The 19,949-nt window shown below is 60.1% G+C and carries 11 protein-coding genes; 6 read left to right on the top strand and 5 right to left on the bottom strand.

The features are described from left to right. Nucleotide 1: 1 nt before the first annotated feature. Nucleotides 2–442 carry a response regulator gene (locus J3U87_RS03740; RefSeq protein WP_237384476.1) on the bottom strand — a complete coding sequence of 147 codons (441 nt, stop codon included), beginning with the start codon at nucleotides 440–442 and terminating at the stop codon, nucleotides 2–4. Nucleotides 443–940: 498 nt separating this feature from the next. On the opposite strand from J3U87_RS03740, the gene J3U87_RS03735 reads away from it, so the two are divergent. From J3U87_RS03735 to J3U87_RS03725, 3 genes are all read left to right on the top strand, one after another. Beyond that, nucleotides 941–2,512 carry a response regulator gene (locus tag J3U87_RS03735; RefSeq protein WP_237381689.1) on the top strand — a complete coding sequence of 524 codons (1,572 nt, stop codon included), beginning with the start codon at nucleotides 941–943 and terminating at the stop codon, nucleotides 2,510–2,512. Nucleotides 2,513–2,749: 237 nt separating this feature from the next. Next, on the top strand, nucleotides 2,750–4,843 hold the full coding sequence (locus J3U87_RS03730) for a response regulator (protein ID WP_237381688.1): 2,094 nt from the start codon (nucleotides 2,750–2,752) through the stop codon (nucleotides 4,841–4,843). A gap of 475 nt (nucleotides 4,844–5,318) precedes the next feature. Then, complete coding sequence (locus J3U87_RS03725) at nucleotides 5,319–6,425, top strand: tetratricopeptide repeat protein (RefSeq protein ID WP_237381687.1); 1,107 nt, start codon at nucleotides 5,319–5,321, stop codon at nucleotides 6,423–6,425. Nucleotides 6,426–6,672: 247 nt separating this feature from the next. Here J3U87_RS03725 and J3U87_RS03720 read toward each other — a convergent pair whose 3' ends face one another. Further along, on the bottom strand, nucleotides 6,673–7,380 hold the full coding sequence (locus J3U87_RS03720) for a hypothetical protein (RefSeq protein ID WP_237381686.1): 708 nt from the start codon (nucleotides 7,378–7,380) through the stop codon (nucleotides 6,673–6,675). Between the two features lie 1,076 nt (nucleotides 7,381–8,456). Beyond that, a complete protein-coding gene (locus J3U87_RS03715) occupies nucleotides 8,457–9,134 on the bottom strand; it encodes a hypothetical protein (RefSeq protein ID WP_237381685.1) in 678 nt (225 codons plus the stop codon). A 553-nt stretch (nucleotides 9,135–9,687) separates the two neighbouring features. Between J3U87_RS03715 and J3U87_RS03710 the strand changes: the two genes are divergently transcribed. Beyond that, nucleotides 9,688–11,844, top strand: a complete 2,157-nt coding sequence (locus tag J3U87_RS03710; RefSeq protein WP_237381684.1) for a trypsin-like serine protease — start codon at nucleotides 9,688–9,690, stop codon at nucleotides 11,842–11,844. A 94-nt stretch (nucleotides 11,845–11,938) separates the two neighbouring features. Here the strand turns inward: J3U87_RS03710 and J3U87_RS03705 are convergent, their stop codons facing one another. Continuing rightward, nucleotides 11,939–13,687 carry an ABC transporter ATP-binding protein gene (locus tag J3U87_RS03705; RefSeq protein ID WP_237381683.1) on the bottom strand — a complete coding sequence of 583 codons (1,749 nt, stop codon included), beginning with the start codon at nucleotides 13,685–13,687 and terminating at the stop codon, nucleotides 11,939–11,941. A 201-nt stretch (nucleotides 13,688–13,888) separates the two neighbouring features. Between J3U87_RS03705 and J3U87_RS03700 the strand changes: the two genes are divergently transcribed. Together J3U87_RS03700 and J3U87_RS03695 are read left to right on the top strand one after the other, a co-directional pair. After that, nucleotides 13,889–14,779 (top strand): TetR/AcrR family transcriptional regulator, encoded by an 891-nt coding sequence (locus tag J3U87_RS03700; protein ID WP_237381682.1) that lies wholly within the window; start codon nucleotides 13,889–13,891, stop codon nucleotides 14,777–14,779. Between the two features lie 217 nt (nucleotides 14,780–14,996). After that, nucleotides 14,997–19,196, top strand: coding sequence for a UbiA prenyltransferase family protein (locus tag J3U87_RS03695; protein ID WP_237381681.1), 4,200 nt, complete (start codon nucleotides 14,997–14,999; stop codon nucleotides 19,194–19,196). Between the two features lie 152 nt (nucleotides 19,197–19,348). On the opposite strand, the gene J3U87_RS03690 is transcribed toward J3U87_RS03695, so the two are convergent. After that, nucleotides 19,349–19,747: a DUF1801 domain-containing protein gene (locus J3U87_RS03690; RefSeq protein ID WP_237381680.1), complete on the bottom strand. Its 399-nt coding sequence runs from the start codon at nucleotides 19,745–19,747 to the stop codon at nucleotides 19,349–19,351. Nucleotides 19,748–19,949: the final 202 nt, after the last annotated feature.

Here is a 19,949-nt window from a genome sequence, read left to right as displayed (position 1 = left end):
ATCATTCCTGGGGAAGCGTCGCCAGACCAAACCAGAAGGCATGCATGCGACGCATCTGTTCGACAAACTGATCGAATTCCAAAGGCTTCCTGATAAACGAATTGGCTCCCAGTCGGTAACATTCGAGCACCTCGTGCTCGTCGACGGTGGTGGTCAACATGATGACTGGAATCTGTTGAAGGCGGTCATCGGCTTTGAGCAGACGAAGGATTTCTAGCCCGTCGATACCGGGCAGGTTCACATCGAGCATGATCAGCGAAGGCCTGTCCTCCGCCGGGGATTGGCGCTGGAGAAATCGGAGCGCGTCCTCGCCTTGCTCGAAGTGTAGAATTGGAAAATCCATACCGGCGCGTTTCAATGCTCGGCGCAGGATGCGCAGATCCTCGGGACTATCTTCCACGAGGAGAATCGTCGGCCCAGAAACGTCCGGCTGGCTCTCCATCAAATATTGCTCCTCTCTCGCGAACCCCGTTCGGAGCGACACCACGATGGAATCCAATCGAACGAGAAAGCGCGAAAGCCCTAATCCCAAGAAGCCAAAAGGCCTCCGAAAAAGTGCCGCAACAAGGTGCCAGGGCGCAAACCCAAAGCGTGTCAGCGGTCACAGAATAAGAGTGTACCATTCAATGGTGGGGAAACGTGCTTCCAACCAAGCATTTCGGAAAATGACCCCGTGGGGACTGCTCGGATTCGGGAGTCGACATCCGTCAAAACGCGGGTATTTCCCGAGTAAAAAAAGTACGGTAGATTACTCTACGGCCTCGATCGAACCCATCTCTGCCGGCATCAGCAATCACGCACGTGACAAAAATAGCCCTACCTGTCGCTTTTGTCGGCTCTCTCGCGTATTTTTGGCTGTTTCCGAGAGAACAATTTCTCAACTCACTGCATCTTTCCTCCGAAGATAACTTCTAGAATGACTTTCCAACAGGGAGACATTGTGACGTCCCGCCCCATTCGTCTACTCATTGTCGATCGCGATGCCGAGGAGCACGACCGTTTGAAACAGTTGCTGCTCGAGGTCCCCGATGCGACCTACGTGATCGATTTCACCGAGGACGTCAGCCTAGCCCGCGAACACCTCATTCACAACCGCTTCGATGTTTTCCTGGTCGCCGCGCGCCTGGGCGACAGCCAGAACGGGATCCACCTGACCATGGACTGCATCGCCTCGGGTTGCCGTAACCCGGTCATCCTGTTGCTCGATCAGGCCCAGCGCCAATTGGATGCGGAGGCCATGGCGGCCGGAGCCGGTGACTGCCTTCCCAAACGGGAACTGACGCCGGGCATCCTGGAGCGCAGTATCCGGCACGTGATATTGCGCAGCCAGACCGAGCGGGACATGATCGCCGCGCGCGAGAGCATGGAGAGCACCCAGCAGGTCAAAAACGAACTGCTGGCGACGCTGGGCTTCAAGCTGCACGCCCCGCTCAACGGCATGCTCAGCATGCTGGACCTTCTCCACGAGGTTTCCCACGACCCCCTCCTCCACGAATATGCCACCACCGCACGGCAGTGCGGCGGAATCTTGCTGGAACTCCTGGCACAGGGGCTCGAAGTGGCGCCGCTGCCCTATGGCCGCCAGCCGCACTGTCCGAAGGCGTTCGACCTCCGGGAGCTGGTGCGCGCGCTCGAGGCCCTTCTGGCGCCCCTCGCTCGCCAGAAAGGTGTCCCGCTCCATATCCACCTTCAGGATTCGATCCCCGAAAGCTTGGTCGGAGACGAGTCCCGGGTCCACCTCATACTGTTCCTCCTGCTCAATACCGCCCTGAACGACAGTTCGAATCATCGCGTCGGGCTGTCCATTTTCGGCGAAACGCTTCCCGATCACCCCGGTCGGCATCGCCTCCATTTCATGGTGGGAGACCCCGAGCTCCACCATGCCAATCGCGCGTGGAGCCGAAGCATTCAGGAGGCGGGCCTCGGGAAGGCGCTGCCGAGCCGGAGTTACGCGGGCACGGATCTCGGGTTGAAGATCTCGCATTTACTCATCGATGCGATGAATGGAAAATTGTTCATCGACCGCGAGCTCGGAGAAGGGACCCAGTTCAGCTTTTCAGCAAGCTTTGAAATCAAGGTGGCAGACATGACTTCAAGCGAAAAGGAGCGTGGACCTCAACCAGACGGTATGGCGCCAAACGGTTGCCGAATCCTTCTGATCGAAGACAATCCAATCAACCAGAAAGTTACCGTCAAACTTCTCAAAAACAAGGGCTTACCCTGTGATGTCGCGGACAATGGCCTGGAAGGTGTGACCGCCTTCAAAAAGACCCAGTACGATTTGGTCCTCATGGACTGCCAAATGCCGATCATGGATGGCTACGAAGCCACCCGCCACATCCGCGATTACGAACACGGCGACCGGCGCACGCCGATCGTGGCGGTCACCGCCAACGCGCTGATCGGGGATCGCGAAAAGTGTCTGGCCGCCGGCATGGACGACTATCTTTCCAAACCGGTTCGCAAAGCCTCCTTCTACGCGATGTTGGAAAAGTACTTGGGCAAGATCTGACCCGCCGAGACCCGCGCCGAATCGATAGAAGTCAAGCACCCGGGCCGTGCCGCCGATGGATTCTGAAACCACCGCCTTTCGACCCGACCTCCGAGCGTCGGGACATTTGGGGAATCCACCGGACCGGCTCTCGGGAACGCGGCCGCGTCGATCGCAGGTAGATCAACTCTGGTCTCGAATCGGCGCCAATGCGACAATGTGAGCATCCCACCAGAGAAATGTGAGGGGGTAGCCCGGTTGAAGAAACATCCGCACCCGACTGTCCGGTCGCATCACGAAGTCAGCCATGTCCTGCAGCAAATGATCGACACCAAGCGAAAAGTCAATTTGTTCATCGACAGCAAAAAGCTGAAATACCCCCTGCTCGAGTTTCACGACAATTGTCTCTTCGTCTCGTTTCCCAAAATCTTCCAGATGAAGTACCGCAAAATCGCGGCGACGCACATCAAAGTCAGCTTCTTCGTCGAAGGCAAGATCTATTACTGCCACTGTAAGGTGCTGGGTTTCGGCACTTTTGCGGGCGAGGAAGCGATCCGCCTGCGGTTTCCCGGGTTTCTCACGGTCGACGACGAATACGATCTCGGCGACGTGTACGTGGAGCAGAAGATCGAGGTGCGTTTCACCAGCTTCGACGATGGCCAGCAGCGCAAGGGCGCCATGGTCAACATGGGCAACAAGGGGCTGGACCTCACCAGCGGCGATTCGGAGCCCATCCACAAACAGTTGAACGAGGGCGTCGAGGTCGAGGTCCACTTCGCCCTGACCGACGACTGGGTGGTCGAAGGCATCGGCAAGGTCCTCTACTTTCACGAAGATGAAAATATCGCCGGGATCGAGTTCACGCGCATGCTGAAAAGCCAGGAGGAGGCCCAGAGACTGGCGGACTGGATTCTCGAGGCGCGCAGATTGAAAAAGAGCAATGCCGGTCATTTCGTCGCACCCGGTAGTCGCGAGGCGAAACGCCTCATGAAGCAGGCGGCGGCCAAGGGAGAGGGCCAACCGGACTTGGAGATCCCTCGCGAGGACGACAACCGCCCCGTGCTCCACCAGGGTGCGGTCAAAGTGTTGTTGGTCTCGGAAAACATCGAGCTGATCTACCGCATGGGCGATGCACTCAAGGAAACCTACGGGGTGTTGAAGAATCGGGGCGACCTGAACGACGTGGTCAACATTTGTAAGTTCCTGAAACCAAAATTGATTCTCATCGACGAGCGCCACAAGGTGGGTCACGGGTTCGACCTCTGCCGGCGCTTCACCAACAGCCCGCGCGGCGATGTTCCGGTGTTGATGATGGGCTCGTCCAAGGATCGCGAAGAAAAGGCGAACCGCGCGTTGCGCGACGGTGCCGCCGGATTCCTGGTGGTCGATCCGTTCGACGCCGGCAAGACGCTGGCCAAGGTGAACGAGGCGTTCGAGGTCTTCGTCCCCCCCGAGCCGGTCGCGAAGCCCTCGTCAGCTTCCGCCAAGTCCCACGATTTCGAACCCTGGCTGCACGAGGGGCCCGCCCCCCTGTTGATCGCCGCGACCGATGCCGGGCTCATCGAGCGGATGGGTCTCACCCTCAAGCTCGGTCACGGGGTGCTGCGCACCCGCGGCACCGCCAAATCCATCCAGAAGATGGCCCAAAAGGAAAAACCCCACCTGGTCCTGATGCACGAGACCCTGAAGGACGGGAACGGCTTCGACATCTGCCAGAAACTCGTGGCGGGTCCGCTCAAGGAAATCCCGGTTCTGATGATCGGCAGCGACGCCGACCTGCGCACCAAGCAGAACGAGGCGGTTCAGGCCGGCGCGGTCGACTACCTGGTGGTCGAGCCCTACGACGGCCTGTCGCTGATGGAAAAAGCCACCCAAACGATGGAACTGTTCGCACCGCCCGACGATGCGCCTGAAGCCGGCTCCGGAGCCAACGTCAGCCTGCTCGACGACTACAGCGACAGCCTGTGGCACGAAGCCGAACCCTTCGTCCTCGTGGCCGGCGAGGACCGGGTTCTGTTGGATAAAATCGGTGACGCCCTCAAAAGCAAATACGGGGTGCTCTTTTCCAAGGGCGCCGTCGGCAATATCGAGCTTCTGGCTCAAATGTACGACACCCACCTCATCATCCTGTCGGAGAAGCTGGGCAAGACCAGCGGATTCGACGTGGCCCGGCGTCTGACGTCCGGTCCGCTCGAAGACATACCCGTCGTGATCATGGGCAACCAAAAAGACCTGTCCCGCATGAAGAACCTTGCCGTGAAGGAAGGTGCGGTCGAGTATCTGCTCTGCGATCCGTTCATCAAGGAACTCTTTTACAGCCAAATCCGTGAGGTCATGAACATGTTTGGTTGATCCCGAGGGATCGACCAGGAATCAGCCGACCCGACGTCCGAGATCGTCGAAGGCGCAAAAGGCGGCGGGCCACTCAAGAGCTTGAACCAAATGATCGATGTCGACCTTTACAGCCCCATCTTTTCGGTAGGGTGCCTGTGAAGGTTGGCGACCAGGCGCGGCGTCTTTCCACGAAGGGATCGATCGAGATTCATCGGATGAAGACGCACGAGCGGATGGCCGGTCTCGAATCCCTCGGGTATCGACGGAAGCAGTGACGCGCGGCCTGGTCGTTTGAACTATTTGCCTTGTGCCGGGTTCACGACGGTGCACCAAACCCGGTTCCCGCCCGGAGCCGGCGCTTTGAACAAGGAGGCAAACTGTGGTTGTGTGTTGGTGTCTGCTGCTCTGGATGGGGCCGGGACCTTCCTTGTGGATGGGGCCTGGCCCGTCGTTGGATCAATGCATCGCCTGGGTTGACCGAGGTCGAAAAGCGTTGAATCGCGGCCGCGAAAAAGAAGCGTCCCATGCGTTTCGCATGGCCAAGAAGGCGCTGCAGCGGTTCATCGAGAAGAACCCGGAACACGAACGCGCGTTGTTCCTGCTGGGAAAAACCTATTTCTACACCGGCGAAGATCAGCCCGCCGCGGATATGCTGTCGCAACTGGTGGCGCTGTATCCCGACAACCACCAGGCCTGGTTCTACAAAGGCTTGGCAGAGATGTACGGCGGCAAGCACGGGGCCGCCTCGCAAGCCTTCGACAAGGCCAGCCGTCTCGAGCCCGCCAACCCTTCCTATTTCGAAGAATGGGGACGGTCGCTGGCGTTTCAGGGTCGACACCACGAGGCCTTGAAAGCCTACGAGCAGGTGCTCATCCTGAGCCCCTCCTCCGAGACCGCGCTTTTCCAGACCGGCGTCGCGCTCAACGCGATCGGCGATCACCGCGAAGCCCTGGTGCGGTTCCTCGAAGTGTTGATGATCAATCCCGAACACCAGAACGCCTACTACAATGCCGGCCAAATTCACCAACTGCTGGGCGAGCATCGCAAGGCCTTGAGCCAGTACCTGAAACTGGCGCGGTTGGCCCCGCAGGATGGCGCGACGCTGGCCAAGATCGTCCAGCTCTACGATGCCTTGAACAACACCCGGAAGCGCGATGCCTATCGCGGTCGGTTGTTCGCCCTCTGGCAACAATCCCACGACGACCCGCAAATCAAACGCGGATTCTACTGTTGCGCGCAATTCGTGGAAGGCGACTACAAGGTGGTCTCCCTGGAGTATTTCGAACCGAAGGGGAACCCCGCGAGAAAGTGGTTGTTCCAGGTTTACGACGCCTCGATGGTGGAGATCCTGTTCGAAATCTCCTGGTGTGCCGACGACGATCTCGACGGACCCGCACAGGTCGCCCGGCAGCTAGGAGATGCGAACCAACGGACCTACCAACTCGAAGGGCTGTGGCCAAACGGGGATCACCGAACGTTCGGTGAATTTCCGGGAGAGCGCGATTTCGACCAGGTTCGGGCGTTGGTGGTGCAAATCCTGCGCGGCAACCTGGAGCCGATCGCCGTCAGCGAAAACCCCTTGGGAGACAAGACCCCCTGATTGGCGCCGTTCCCACACGACATGGGGGCCAGTCCCCCATGGTTTAGTGTCTATCCGAAACCAACGGTTTTTTGAAATGATTCCTCGGAACCGACAGGTTCCCAATGCAAACCGGTATCAGCAGTCAGGTATCAGCTAATCACCTGCAAACAAGTATTTTGCCAAGATCTGGCACCTGAGTGCCGATACCGTGCCGATCCAGCCAAACCACCTTGGGAGTCGCAACCATTCTCTTTCTGGATGGGTACTATTTCGTTTTGTTCAACGTGACGAAGGCGATATCCCGAAGGATCTCGGCTTCCGCCTCGCTCACTCCGGTCGGCGGCGCCGCATCGAAATCTCGCGGATCCCGATCGCCAATCTTGGCCGCAATCACGCACGCCGCCAAATAGGTGCCCGCCGGGGCGGGATGGGAGCCGTCGCCATCGTAGAGCACAATCTCGGGGTGGCGCTTCCGTACTCGCTGCCAAGCCTGACCGACCGGTGCGGTGGCGGCACCGATCAGGCCGGCGGTCAATCGATAGGCGCGCGCCAACTCGCCCATGGACCTCGGTCGGTTCGCCCGCGGCCAGGTTTGGAACAAGAGGGCTTTGGCCCCGGCGGAGGCGATCACTTCCTGCAGTTCGCGAGCGGCAGCGGTCATTTTACGGGGCTCGCTCAAAGGGCGAAGGCTCTGCTCCTGCAAGACCACCGCATGCCATCGTCCGGACTCGATCCGTCGGAGAATCTTCGGGTCGGCTGCGTGGCGTTCCAAGGTAAATCCGCCGGGTGTCACGGCCTCGTGCCGGACTTCGATGGGATTGGTACCGGAACCGAGCAGATCGGCGACCTGGCCCGGCAAATCGTGATAGGCGGTGTAGCTGTTGCCGAGAAACAGGACGCGTAGGACGGGCCGATCCTGGGCCGACAGCGCGGCGGACCAAAGGCATAAAAGGAACATCGCGGTTCGGATCATGGTCGGAACACACATCCTTTTTCATCTCAGTAGGGTTTCGGCCATCCAATCATTGCACGCCCGCCCCGAGGATGCCACTCCGACCGGTGAACCCGAGAGGGAACCCAGACGGAGGCTATTTTTGTCCACGAATCACGCGAATTGACACGAATCAAAGCAGATACACGGGACTGTCCCCGCAGTTCCGCCGATTTGGCGTATTGGTCGGAACTTCCGTCAAAAAGCCGGCCCAGCACCCTGGGCGGCGACTCTCTTGGAACAAAGTGGTGCATTCAACCTGAGCTGGGTCTTGCCGTCGCCAAATCTTGATCAGGAAGCCAGGAATGATCGAAACCAGGAAAAGCAGGACCATGATGTGTCACCAAATGCCTATCCTTTCCTGATTTCCGATGTTCTTGGGTTCCTGCTAATTTTTCCGGATGAATGACCCATGGCCTTTCGCCAGAAACCAGGTGTGCTGTTTCTTCCTCGAAATCGAGCTGGGTATGCCCGCTGATTCGCGGCTCTCTTGAAACAAAGTGGTGCATTCAACCTGAGCTGGGTCTTGCCGTCGTCAAATCTTGATCAGGAAGCCAGGAATGATCGAAACCAGGAAAAGCAGGACCATGATGTGTCACCAAATGCCGATCCTTTCCTGGTTTCCGATGTTCATGCGTTCCTGCTAAATTTTTCGGATGAACGACCCATGGCCCTTCGCCAGAAACCAGGTGTGCTGTTTCTTTCTCGAAATCGAGCGGGTTTGCCCGCTGGTTCGGGGCTCTTATGTAACAAATTTTGTAAATTTCGAATATAAAGTAGAAATCCTGATTTGGTAAAGTGGTCGAAGATTCTGCCAAAATGTCGGCCCAACGCCCTGGGCGGGTACGGCCGGTACGGCCGTACCTTACCGGCCCTGCCATACCGGCCCTGCACGACGCCCCTCTCGTGAATGCGGGAACCCCTAGCGATTCGCTTCGATTAGTTGCCCACTTGAAACCCGGTGGCCGGTGTGCCGGTGGCCGGCCTGGGCGGCGACTCGGTGGTGAAAATCTGCGGTCACCGCCGATCGGGATGGAAAACTACCTTTCAGGCTCGAGCTAGCTGTTGAATTGACCGCAATTCACCAACTTGACCAAGTCCAGCACATCGACTTTTCCAAGGGGCTCGGTCAGGTCGAAGGTATCGGTGTCGGACAGCCAGGCGTCGACCCCCATCAGGAAATCCAGGGCCAGGCCTGGCGTGAGATCGATGGTAAACGGCTGTGGTGCCTGGAAGCCGATCGGGCCCGGACCATCGCCGCCCACCACTCGTGAACCCAGGGAAGAGGAAGCCGGGTCGAAGGTCAGCGTCACAGATCCGGGATTACCGCACAGGATCAGGCGAGCCACTTGATACCGTTGATTGGGCGCCGCTTCGTCCCCGACCGCTCCGACCAGGACCAACCTGTCGTTAGCCCCGACCAGGTCCCGCCGCGTCGAAACGAAAGACCAGTTCAAATCGGGATCGGAACCGGGCGCCGTCCAGGCATAGACGCCGGGACGGGAAACCGTGAACGCCAATACGAAGGCGTTGAGCCCGGCCTGTCCACCCGTGCCCTCGAGGCCGGTGATGTCGACAAAGACATCGACCGTGGGGCAAGAGGCCCGGCAATCCAAGGGCCCCGCCTCGAGCGCGATCGGCGCATCGCCGACGATCCCGGTCTGGGCATGCAGGAGCGCCGTCACCGAGACGAGCAGGAAGAGCAGGTTGCGGGTCGACAAACCCCCGTGCTTCATGGACTGACTCCTCGATATCCGACGAGACCGGCCACGGCGATGAAACGAATCGTCCCAACCCTCACCCAAGAAGGTCCAGGACGCGGATCATCCCAGCGAGAAAAGAATTACCGGAATGGGTTGCCTACGAGTCTATCACAAACGACCGCAACCGAAGGCTCCTACGCGACGAACGGCATCGTCTCCGCCAAACACGCGATTGGCGGGCGTTTCGTTCGTCGTCGATTCGAGATCGGCCTGTAGGCCCTCCGATGGAAATCGAGAACGAAAAAACAGAACACCTTTCCGAGAATTCGCCCGAGGTCAAATTCCCACAAAACGCAGAACGATACCGAGCAAAACATGACGTCTTTCAGACACCTAGCATTCGAAAGAGACCCATCTCAGGTGGTTTTTTTCAACCACCCCGTTCATTACTCACTCTAACAAAGACGATCCATGTGGTATGGTTTTCTGATTATCCGGCCCTTACCCTACTATTCTAAAAACCCCATCCGGAAAACACATTTCAATAGACTCCGGTGCTCGTTCTTCCCTGATCAGAGGTATTCTTATGAAATCGCTCGTCGCGCTTGCGGTGCTGGCCTGTGCCGTTACCATGGCCTCCGCTTTGGACCCCGCGCTCCCCTCTCCCATCCAAACTGTTCAAATCGATACGCTTGAAGCAAAAGACGTCGTCAACTCAGAATCTCGCCGTGCGGTGGTTTTCGCCGAAACCATTCGCGTCGACGGCGCCCGTTGGTTGCGCCTGTTCTTCAACCAGGCCAAACTGGGCCTCGCCCCGGAAGGTGGCCAAAAGACGATTTTGCGCCTGACTTCCGAGGAGGACGGTGCCGTCCAGGTCCTCAACCGAGTCACTCTCGGTCAATGGGAATACTCGAGTGCGTTTTTTAACGGCGAGGCGGTGCTCGTCGAGATTCTCGCCGATCCGGGCGCCGAACCGAGCTCCCTCGAGGTCGGCATCGTTCAGGTCGACTTGGGTAGCCGCCAGGGCCGCGACATCTGTGGTGATAGCGATGATCGCACCCCAACCCAGGACGCCCGCATCGGCCGGGTCATGCCCGTCGGCTGTACGGCCTGGATCGGCTCCGAGGGCAACAGTTGCCTGCTCTCGGCCGGACATTGCATCGGCCAAAACTTCGACATCGTCCAGTTCGAAATTCCCGTGTCCGATGCCGACGGAACCGTGAACCACCCTCACCCCGACCACCAATACGCGATCGACCGCTTTTCCATGCAGGCCGAATTCCGCAGCACCGGCCGTGATTGGACCATTTTCGGATGTCATCCCAATCCCAACACGGGGCTGCGTCCCTTCGACGCCCAGCAGGATCGCGTCACCATCAACGCCGGTTTCCAACCGCAAGTCGACGACGAGCTGCGCATCACGGGCGTCGGCGTGGTCACCGAGAGCGATCAGACGGATACGAGCCTGAACCAGACGATTCAAACCGCCGTGGGCCCCTACATCGGGTTCAACACCGATGCGTACCGCGTCGAGCAGTACCGGGTCGATACCCGTCCCGGCAACTCCGGCTCGCCCGTGATCCACGAAGAGACCGGGGATGCCTTCGCCATTCACACCACGGGCGGCTGTGGTGCCAGCGGCAACAACGTCGGCACACCGTTCACCCGCAACACGCTCGAAAACGCCATCGCGGAGCCGAAAAGCGAGTGCGCGGGCGAACCTGAATCGCTCAAACTGGTTTTGCGAACCGAGTTGCCCCAAGTCGTCGAGCCGGGCGATTTCACCCTGGAGCTGTTGGTCGATCCCATCGAAGACGCCGAACTTCAGCAGGATTCGGTCATGATCGTGTACGACGCGGGCGAGGGCGACCGGGAACTCCTCATGACGCGCATTCGCGATCGCCTTTTCCGCGCCACGATCAGCGATCTGCCCTGCCCCGGCTCGCTGTCCTTCTACATGGTGGCACGCGACACCCTGGGCCGCGAGGTGACGCTGCCCTATTTCGCGCCCAGCCATCGGTTTCGGCGGCCGGTCGCCACCGGCCTTCGCCAAACCTTTTTCGACGACTTCGAGACCGACCGCGGCTGGACCGTCACCGGCACGGCGACCGGGGTATGGGAACGAGACACCCCCTTGGTCTGGCTCCCCAACGGCGCGGCATTGTACGACGTCAACGGCATGGGCAAGTGCTACGTCACCGCCAACTCCCTGGAACCGGGGGACGTGGATCTCGGTCGCACCATTCTGACATCCCCCCGTCTGGACGCATCCTCGCCCGAAGCCCACATCGCCTACTGGCGCTGGTGGCACTCCATCAGCAGCAATCAGGACGACGAATGGGTCATCGAAGTCAGTGGTGACGACGGTGAAAACTGGGTTGCGGTGGAAGTCATCGAATCCGGCCATCCGGGCCGCTGGCTGTTCCGTAAATTCCGCGTGGCGGATTACGTCACGCCCAGCGATCAATTCCGCATCCGGTTCGATGTGGAGGACGTCCTGTTGGGCAGCCTGGTGGAAGCCGGCATCGACAACGTCGCGCTCTATACGGAGGAAATGGCCGAGAACTGCGTGTTCTGCCACGCGGATCTGGACGGCAACGACGTGGTCGACGAGGTGGATTGGGCGATGGCCTACCCCATCTGGGGAGACCCCGAGGCACAGTTAGACATCAACGACGACCAACAATTCGACGCGCTCGATTTGATTCAAATCCGCAACGACTACGGGGACTGCCCCGAGTGACGAGGGACGACACATAAAAAGGGCCCGATCGATCATGGAAGATCGATCGGGCCGATTCATGTGGATTCAGCCTCGCGAGTCGGGTCTCGAGGGATCAGGCGGCCTGCCCGTTCCGCGTCAGGGGTTTGAATTGATGCTCCACGAGACCGCGGTACAACGCATTGGTATCCATCAGTTTATCGTGGGTTCCGATGCCGGTGGTTCGACCGCCTTCAAGTACCACGATTTGGTCCGCATCCAGCACGGTGGCCAGGCGATGAGCGACCACCACCGTGGTCCGATCCTGCATCAAACGGTGCATGGCTTCCTGGACCTGGTGCTCCGTCCGGCTGTCCAGGTGTGAGGTGGCCTCGTCCAAAATCAGGATGGGTGGATTCTTGAGTAGTGCGCGAGCGATGGCCAAGCGTTGGCGTTGGCCACCCGACAGCTTGACGCCCCGTTCACCGATCTCCGTTTCGAGCCCGTTCGGCAGGTTGTCCACGAAATCGTGGGCGTGGGCAGCTTCCAGTGCCCGGCGCATTTCCACGTCGTCGGCTTCGCGATCCAGCCCGTAACACAGGTTCTCGCGAATGGTGCCTGCGATCATCGGCGCATCTTGGGCCACGTATCCCAGCTTCGATCGCCATGCCGGCAAGGAAAGCGTGTCGATGGACACATCGCCGAGCCGGATCTCGCCGGAAGAGGGTTCGTAGAAGCGACTCAATAGAGCCAGGAGGGTGCTCTTGCCCGAGCCACTGGGACCCACCAGGGCGGTCACGCGGTTGGGCCGAATCGAAAAGGAGACGTCCTTCAACACCGGATCTTCGTCTTCCTCGGCATAGGCGAATCCGAGATCTTCCACATCGATTGACCGATCGGTCACCGAAACGGCGTCGGCTCCGTCAACGACTTCTTCGTTCTGTTTCATCAACCGCAACAGGTGTTTACCCGAACCGATGGCACGTTGGATTTCGGTGAAGAACATGCTGAACTGGGCTACCGGGATGGTGATGTGGAAGAGGTACAGGATGAACGCAACCAGGGTGCCCACTTCCAGGGTGCCGGCACTGACGCGCGCTCCGCCATACCCGAGGATGGCGACCATGGCACCCATCATGGCCAGGCTCACCAGCGGCGAGAGAATCGCTTGAATCGCATTTTCGCGATTCCCCAATTGGCGCAGGCGATCGATCGAGTTGCGACCCACTTCCAGCTCGCGTGACTCCGCGGTGTAGGACTTGACGAGCCGGATCTCGGAAAACACACCGGTCAGTTGGGAAGAGAACTGGGCGGTTTCGGATTGCACTTCTTCCGCGATCGCCTGCATCTTGGCGGCGATAGGCACGATGACCAGGGTCGAGAGAATCACGCCGGAAAACAGGACCAGCGTCATGCGCCAATCCAGAACCCACAGGATGGCGACGGACCCGATGACCGTGAACAGCCCAACGACCATGGAAGTCAGGTGATAGGTACACACCTCGTGCAGGGTCTGGGTATCGCTGACCACGCGGCTGGCCAATTCGCCGGATTGGTTGTTGTCATAGAAGCGAACCGGCAGACGAATCAGCTTTCCGAGCAGTTTGTGGCGCAGCGAGGCGACGATGCCGTGGCCGGTGGATCCCAGGTAATAGTAGGCCAGGCCGCCGATGACGGCATCGACGATCATGAACCCCAGCAACAGGGCCAAGGTGAACTTGGGAAGGGCGGCGGTCTGCATGCCGTCGACGAAATCGCGAGTCAACAAGGGGATCACCAACGAGGCGCCGGCTTCGATCAGCATGAGCACCAAGCCGAAAACGAATATCTTCTTCGAGGGAATGGCCGCGCGCAAGAGACGCGCAAGGGGTTTGAGATGTTCCACGAAAACCTCCACATGACGCAACAGTCAAACACAAATGACCAACCGGTCAGTCACCAATATAACGGCACAATCCAGCATGCGCAAGTCAAAAATGACCACACGGTCATTTCATCGCGACTCCATCGTCATTTAATGGTAGAATCGGGGCCGACCCTCGGCCCGCAAGCCGCGTGCGACCATTTTCATCCGAAGAGAGGCGACATGGACCCCAAGCGCCAGCAAATCATCGAAACGTCCCTGGAACTATTTCGCGAACACGGCATGAAGGCGGTGTCCATGCAGAAGCTCGCGGACGCGTGCAGCATGAGCAAAGGCGCGCTGTACCTACATTTCAACTCCAAAAAGGAATTGCTGGTGGCGGGCATCGAGTACCTGCAGGATCGCCTGATCGAGCGCATCGACGAAATTCGCGAACGCACCGACCTGACGCCCCGCCAGAAGCTGCGCGAACAGTTGCTGTACCAGTTCAACGACTTCAGCGAGAACCAGGCCTACACGGAGATGTTCTACAAAGAGGCCGGTATCAGCTTGGACGAATCGATGTTGCTCCTGGCGGAAAAGACCAGACTCACCTGGCAGCGGATCCAGGAGGAGTTCATTCGTCTGGCGTTCGATGACCGCACGGTCCCCTACTTGATTGACCTATCGGTCATTACCAGCGGCATCGTCAACGAGTACTGTGCCCTGTTCTTTCTCGAGGAAGCCGAGGTCGACCGCGAGCGGGCCGCCGATTTTCTGATTTTCCTGCTCGACAAGATCGTCGACGGCCTGGTGGCCGAAAAGCCGAAACCCTTCCTCACGGCGACGCTCTTCGAGCACCGCCAGGTGGTGGATCAGCGCGTGGCGGAGGCTGCCGAGGCGCGGCTGCGCGGGGCACTGGCCGATATGCGCGACGTCGTGGAGGGCCTCGAATTGGCGGGACTGGAAAAAGAGGACGCCACCGCATCGCTCTCATTGCTGGCGGAGGAATTGGAAAAGGAAACGCCCAACCGGGTCCTCGTCCAGGGTCTGCTGGCCAATTTGCGCGACTACCGCGAGTTGCAGGAACCCCGTCGCGTCATCGCCACCGAACTGAAAATCAAGTTGTTGTAGCGATTCGAGGTCCCAACCCGGGGACCGAGGCCGGACCTGCACGCCGCACCGGTGGCGCTTTACCGGAGGAACTTGAGGTGCGGGCGCCTCTTTCCCGAGCGATGGGCCCGCGACAGTGGTAAAGTAATGCCATTCCTCTGCTTAAGTACAAACGCACCTGCATGTATCGCCAGTGCACCTAATGCGTTGGCTCGCTTTTCCTCCGGAGGTCTCCCCCATGCGTCGCCACCTTCATCTTGCCGTCGGTCTCGTCCTTTTGATTCTCGTCACGCCGCTCGGCGCCCAGACCAAGCCCAGCGGCGCACCGCCCGAGTTGGAGGCTTGGCGGGATTGGGTGCTCTACGATCAAGAGAAAGTCCAATGCCCTTCGCTCTACCAGATGCCCAATCCGAAATTGTGCGCTTGGCCGTCCCGTCTGGAATTGGACATCGCCGCGGACGGCGGCAAGTTCCGCCAGACCTGGCGGGTCTTTGCGCCGACGCGGGTGCCGCTGCCGGGCAGTGCATCCTCCTGGCCGGCCAGGGTGCGTCGCGACGGTTCGGTCGAAGAACCGGTCGTGCCCATGCCGGGCGCCCAGGAAACCCCCTCGGTTCACCTCGACCCGGGTACCTACACCCTCACCGGCACCTGGACCTGGTCGCAACCTCCGGCACTGCTCCCGATTCCGCGCGAAACCGGGCTGCTGACCCTCCAGTACCTCGGCCGTCAGGTCGCCCAGCCCCGCCGTGAGGCTTCCGGTGCCCTGCTTCTCCGCGCTCGGGCCGAGCCCGCCGTCGACGAAGATCGGCTGCAAGTACGCGTCTTTCGCCGGCTTCGGGAAGCCATTCCCTTCTCCATCACGACGCGCATCGAATTGGATGTCTCCGGCAAAAGCCGAGAAGTGACGCTCGGTGATCCCCTACCGACGGGATTCCGCCTGACGAGCGTTTCCAGCAACCTGCCCCTGCGCCGCGACGAGAACGGCGCTTGGCGTCTCCAGGTTCGCTCGGGAAGCTGGGTCATCGACTTGGAGTCGGTCAGTTCCGACATTCCCGACGAGATCGCCTACCCCTCGGCGGAACCACGTCGACACGAGAACGAACTCTGGGTATACGAAGCGGACAATCGGCTGCGCGCGGTCACGCCACGGGGGCCGTCGTCGGTGGATCCCAGCCAGACGCGCCTACCGCCCGAATGGCACCACCTGCCCGCCTACTTCCTCGAACTGGAACAATCGCTGAAACTACAGGAAAAACAGCGGGGATTTCAGCGCCTGCCCTCCAACAAATTGAACCTGCAACGGACGCTGTGGCTCGATCAGGGTGGCGGTGGCGCCACGTTCCGCGACGTCCTTTCCGGGGAAGTGCATCGCGATTGGCGACTCGACATGCGGACCCCTTTCCAGCCGGGGCGCATGCACATTCGAGGCGAGGGCGATCAATTGATCACGCTCGATCCCGCCAGCAGCCAGCCCGGGATCGCCATTCGCCAGAGCGATTTGAATCTCGAGGTGGACGGTCGAATCGAGGACCTGCCGCGGTCCCTGCCCGCCACGGGATGGCAAACGGACCTCGACGGTTTGACCATGACGGTGAGGCTGCCCGTCGGGTGGAGCCTCTTCACGGCCTGGGGACCGTCGAGCGTGCACGGCGATTGGTTGCGCTCTTGGCGCCTGTGGGATCTGTTCTGGGTCCTGATGCTGGCCGGCGCACTTTGGAAACTCTATGGCGTGGGCCCGGCGGCACTGGGTCTGACGACCTTCGTCCTGCTCCACAACCAGCTCAACGCACCACACTGGAGCTGGCTGAGCCTGTTCGCCGCCATCGCCCTCGAACGCGTGCTTCCCGAAGGAAAACTCCAAGCCCTCACTCGGGTTTGGAAGTGGTTGACCGCCTTGATCTTGATCATCACGACGGTGGGCTTCCTCATTCAACAGATCCTCGGCGTGTTCTATCCCCAGTTGAGTTTTCCGAATTTCGCGCAACAGACCATTCAAGACGGACTGGCCTATCCCCAGTCGGAAATGTCGATCGACGAGGCCTACGAGCAGGAAGTACCGGCCAAGAAAATGCTCCAACGCAAACAGCAAGAGCTCGATCTCTTGAGACGCGAAGGGAACATTCAGCAGTCGGTGCTCAACCAGGAAGCCATCAAAAAGTACCGCGTCAAAAAGCCGACCGCTCAAATCCAAACCGGGCCGGGCATTCCCGATTGGCAGGGCAAACAGGCCAGCCTGTATTGGCAGGGACCCGTGGATCACACGGAAACCCTGACGATTTTGGCCGTTCCACCTTGGCTGAATCGCCTGACGACCCTGGCCCGCATCGCCGCCCTGCTCGGTTTGCTGCGCCTGCTCTGGCGTTCGAGATCCACCGGTGGCGCGCAACCGCCACCGCGGCGGGTGGTGGCCGCCACGGCTTCCCTGCTTCTGGCCTGCCTGCCGGGGCTCGCCCAGGAGAAGACCGCGCCCACCCAGGATCTCTTGAATGCGTATCGCGAAAGATTGGTCAGGCCGGCACCGTGCTTTCCCAACTGTGCCGCGATCAGCGAGGCGGTCCTGAACCTGCGGGGCGATCGATTGGAGATTCGCCTCGAGGTGAGTACGGAAACCCGGGTGGCCGTTCCTCTGCCGGGCCGCCCGCAGGCGGTGCGGGTCGACCGTGCACCGGCCGAGGCCCTGCGTCTCGACACCAACGGCACCCTTCAGGTGGCCCTGCCCCGCGGCACCCATCGCGTCACCACGGAACAGCGGATCAACCGAAACGGGCCCTTTTCGCTGAGCTTTCCGCTGCGCCCCTACCGCGTCGCGGTCCAGGCCCCTTCCTGGCAGGTGGTGGGTCTCAACCCGGACGGCACCATGGGGGCCCAACTGGAGTTTCGGCCGGAAGCAGCCACTACGCCCTCGCCCGGGAACCGGGACAAACCCGAAGAGGGCGAGATCATCAAGGTCTCTCCCCTGTTCCAGCTCACCCGAACCCTTGATTTCGACCTCGTCTGGCAGGTCACTACCATCGCCACGCTACAAAACCGCGAAGGCGTGATTCGCCAGGTTCCCCTGCTGCCCGGCGAACAGGTTCTCTCCCCGGGATTTCAGGTGGAAAAGGGCATGTTGCGCCTGGAGCTCTCCCCGGACCGTCCGCAGGTCAGTTGGACCAGTCTGCTGGAGCCCGTGGCGCAGGTGACCCTGACGGCACCCGACAAGGTGGCGTGGGTCGAGAACTGGACCCTGAGCGCCTCACGGGTGTGGGACATCGAGTGGAGCGGCACCCCGCTGATCGACTACCTGAAGTCGGACGGCACCTGGCAACCTTCCTGGCGCCCGCGGCCCGGCGAGACACTCACGGTTTCCCTGAGCAGGCCCGACGCACTGACCGGGCAGACCCTGACGCTGGATCAAGTGTCCTGGGACGCCGACATCGGGCAACGTCGCCAAAACCATCGGCTCACCTTGAACGTGCGTGCCAGTCTGGGCGGCGAGTTCAGTTTGCCGATCCAGGAAGGCATGGACATCGAAGATTTGAAGGTGCACGGTGTCTCGCGGCCGGTCATCATCGAGGACCAGCGCCTCCAAATCGCCTACCATCCCGGTCCGCAGGCGGTGGAAGTCACCTGGAAACAACAGAGCGACTCGATGACGCATTTTCGCTGGCCGGACCTGGATCTCGGTCACGCCGCGGTCAACCTCCGTTTGAACGCCTCGGTTCCCCACAACCGTTGGATTCTCTGGGCTTCGGGACCGGTGCAGGGGCCCGCGGTCCTGTTTTGGCCACTGCTGGTGGCGATTTTCCTGATTGCCTATGGTTTGAAAAAGCTGCCGGGCCTGCCCATGTCCTTCGGTTCCTGGGTCTTTTTGGGGCTGGGCATGGTGCAACTGAACATTCCCAGCGCCCTCATCGCGGTGGCCTGGTTCGTGGCCCTGGAACGGTTCGGACGCCTGACGGCGAATTCCAGCGCCAGGGGCATTCTGCGCCTCGGCCAAATCGGGCTGGCCATTCTGACCTCGTGGTTCTTCATCGTTCTGATCGTGGTGCTTCACAACGGCCTGCTGGGCGAACCCAACATGTACATCACGGGCAACGGCAGTAACGAAACCTACCTGGCCTGGTACCAGGAACGCACCACCGGGCCGCTCCCGGGCGTGGGGGTCTGGACCCTGCCGGTATGGAGTTTTCGTGTCTTGATGCTGTTTTGGGCCCTATGGCTCGTCAACAGCATTCTCAAATGGCTGCGTTGGGGTTGGTCCAACTTCACGAAGCCGGCCCCCTTCTCCCCGACGCCACCCAAGAAACCGACACCCGGGCCCGCCAAGTCGGCGGCACCATCCGCCCCAAAAGCGGCCGAACCTACAGCGAAGCCGGCTGAGCCTGCAGCCAGACCAGCCGAATCTTCAGCGAAACCGGCGGAGCCTGCACCGCCCCAGGAGAAATCGGAGCCCTGAGCGGTCCTCCGCCGTCAGGTGCAACGCCTCGGCCCAACAAGGTAACCTTTTCACTTCCAATGCGTTGACATAAATTCAAACCCGTCCCTTCGAGAGTTGAATCGCCCGCGAATCACTACGCCGTGGGCCCGTTGGACACACCTGGCCGAAAATCACTTCGCTTCCAGACGCTTCCTCATGTCCGTGTAGGCGGTTTCGACGAGTTGCGCCAGCGCACTCGCGTCGACCTCACTTTCGGGCCTCAGCTTCACGTGGCGCATGAATTTGCCCGTGCCTTCCAGCAAGCCATCGGGATCGAGGATCTCGGCGCCGCGGAAAAACCCGACGTTGACGTGCGCTCGGAAGGCATTGACGTAGACGAACGCCGCATCTCCAACACATGCAGTGGGGTGGCCGTCATGCAACAGCTCCCTGACATCGTCTCCGCAGTCGCGAATGACCTTGAACCAGCGCTGTGCGATCGCCCCCAGTTCGCCTGGATGCTCATCCATCCAGGTTTCGATAGCCGGGTCGTGCCTTATGGCGCTTGGAAATCGAAGAAGTTTGTCCATAAACGTCCGCTCCACGGGATGGCTTTCATTATAGGGAAGGTTCCTCATTTCGTAACGCGAACGAGGCCGACGCGTCCCCTGTCGCACGCTCAATCATCCCTGAAACAAATCTGCTCGGAGTGCCCTTATGCCGAGAGATTCGTCGTGCCAAGTGGGTTCATCGGCCCGATGAACTATTCGAAGTGGTCCAGACTGGCAAGAT

Source organism: Sulfidibacter corallicola (assembly GCF_017498545.1).
Lineage (GTDB): Bacteria > Acidobacteriota > Holophagae > Acanthopleuribacterales > Acanthopleuribacteraceae > Sulfidibacter > Sulfidibacter corallicola.
Note: the sequence above shows the minus strand (reverse complement) of the source record. Positions and strands in the feature narration are given on the sequence as shown.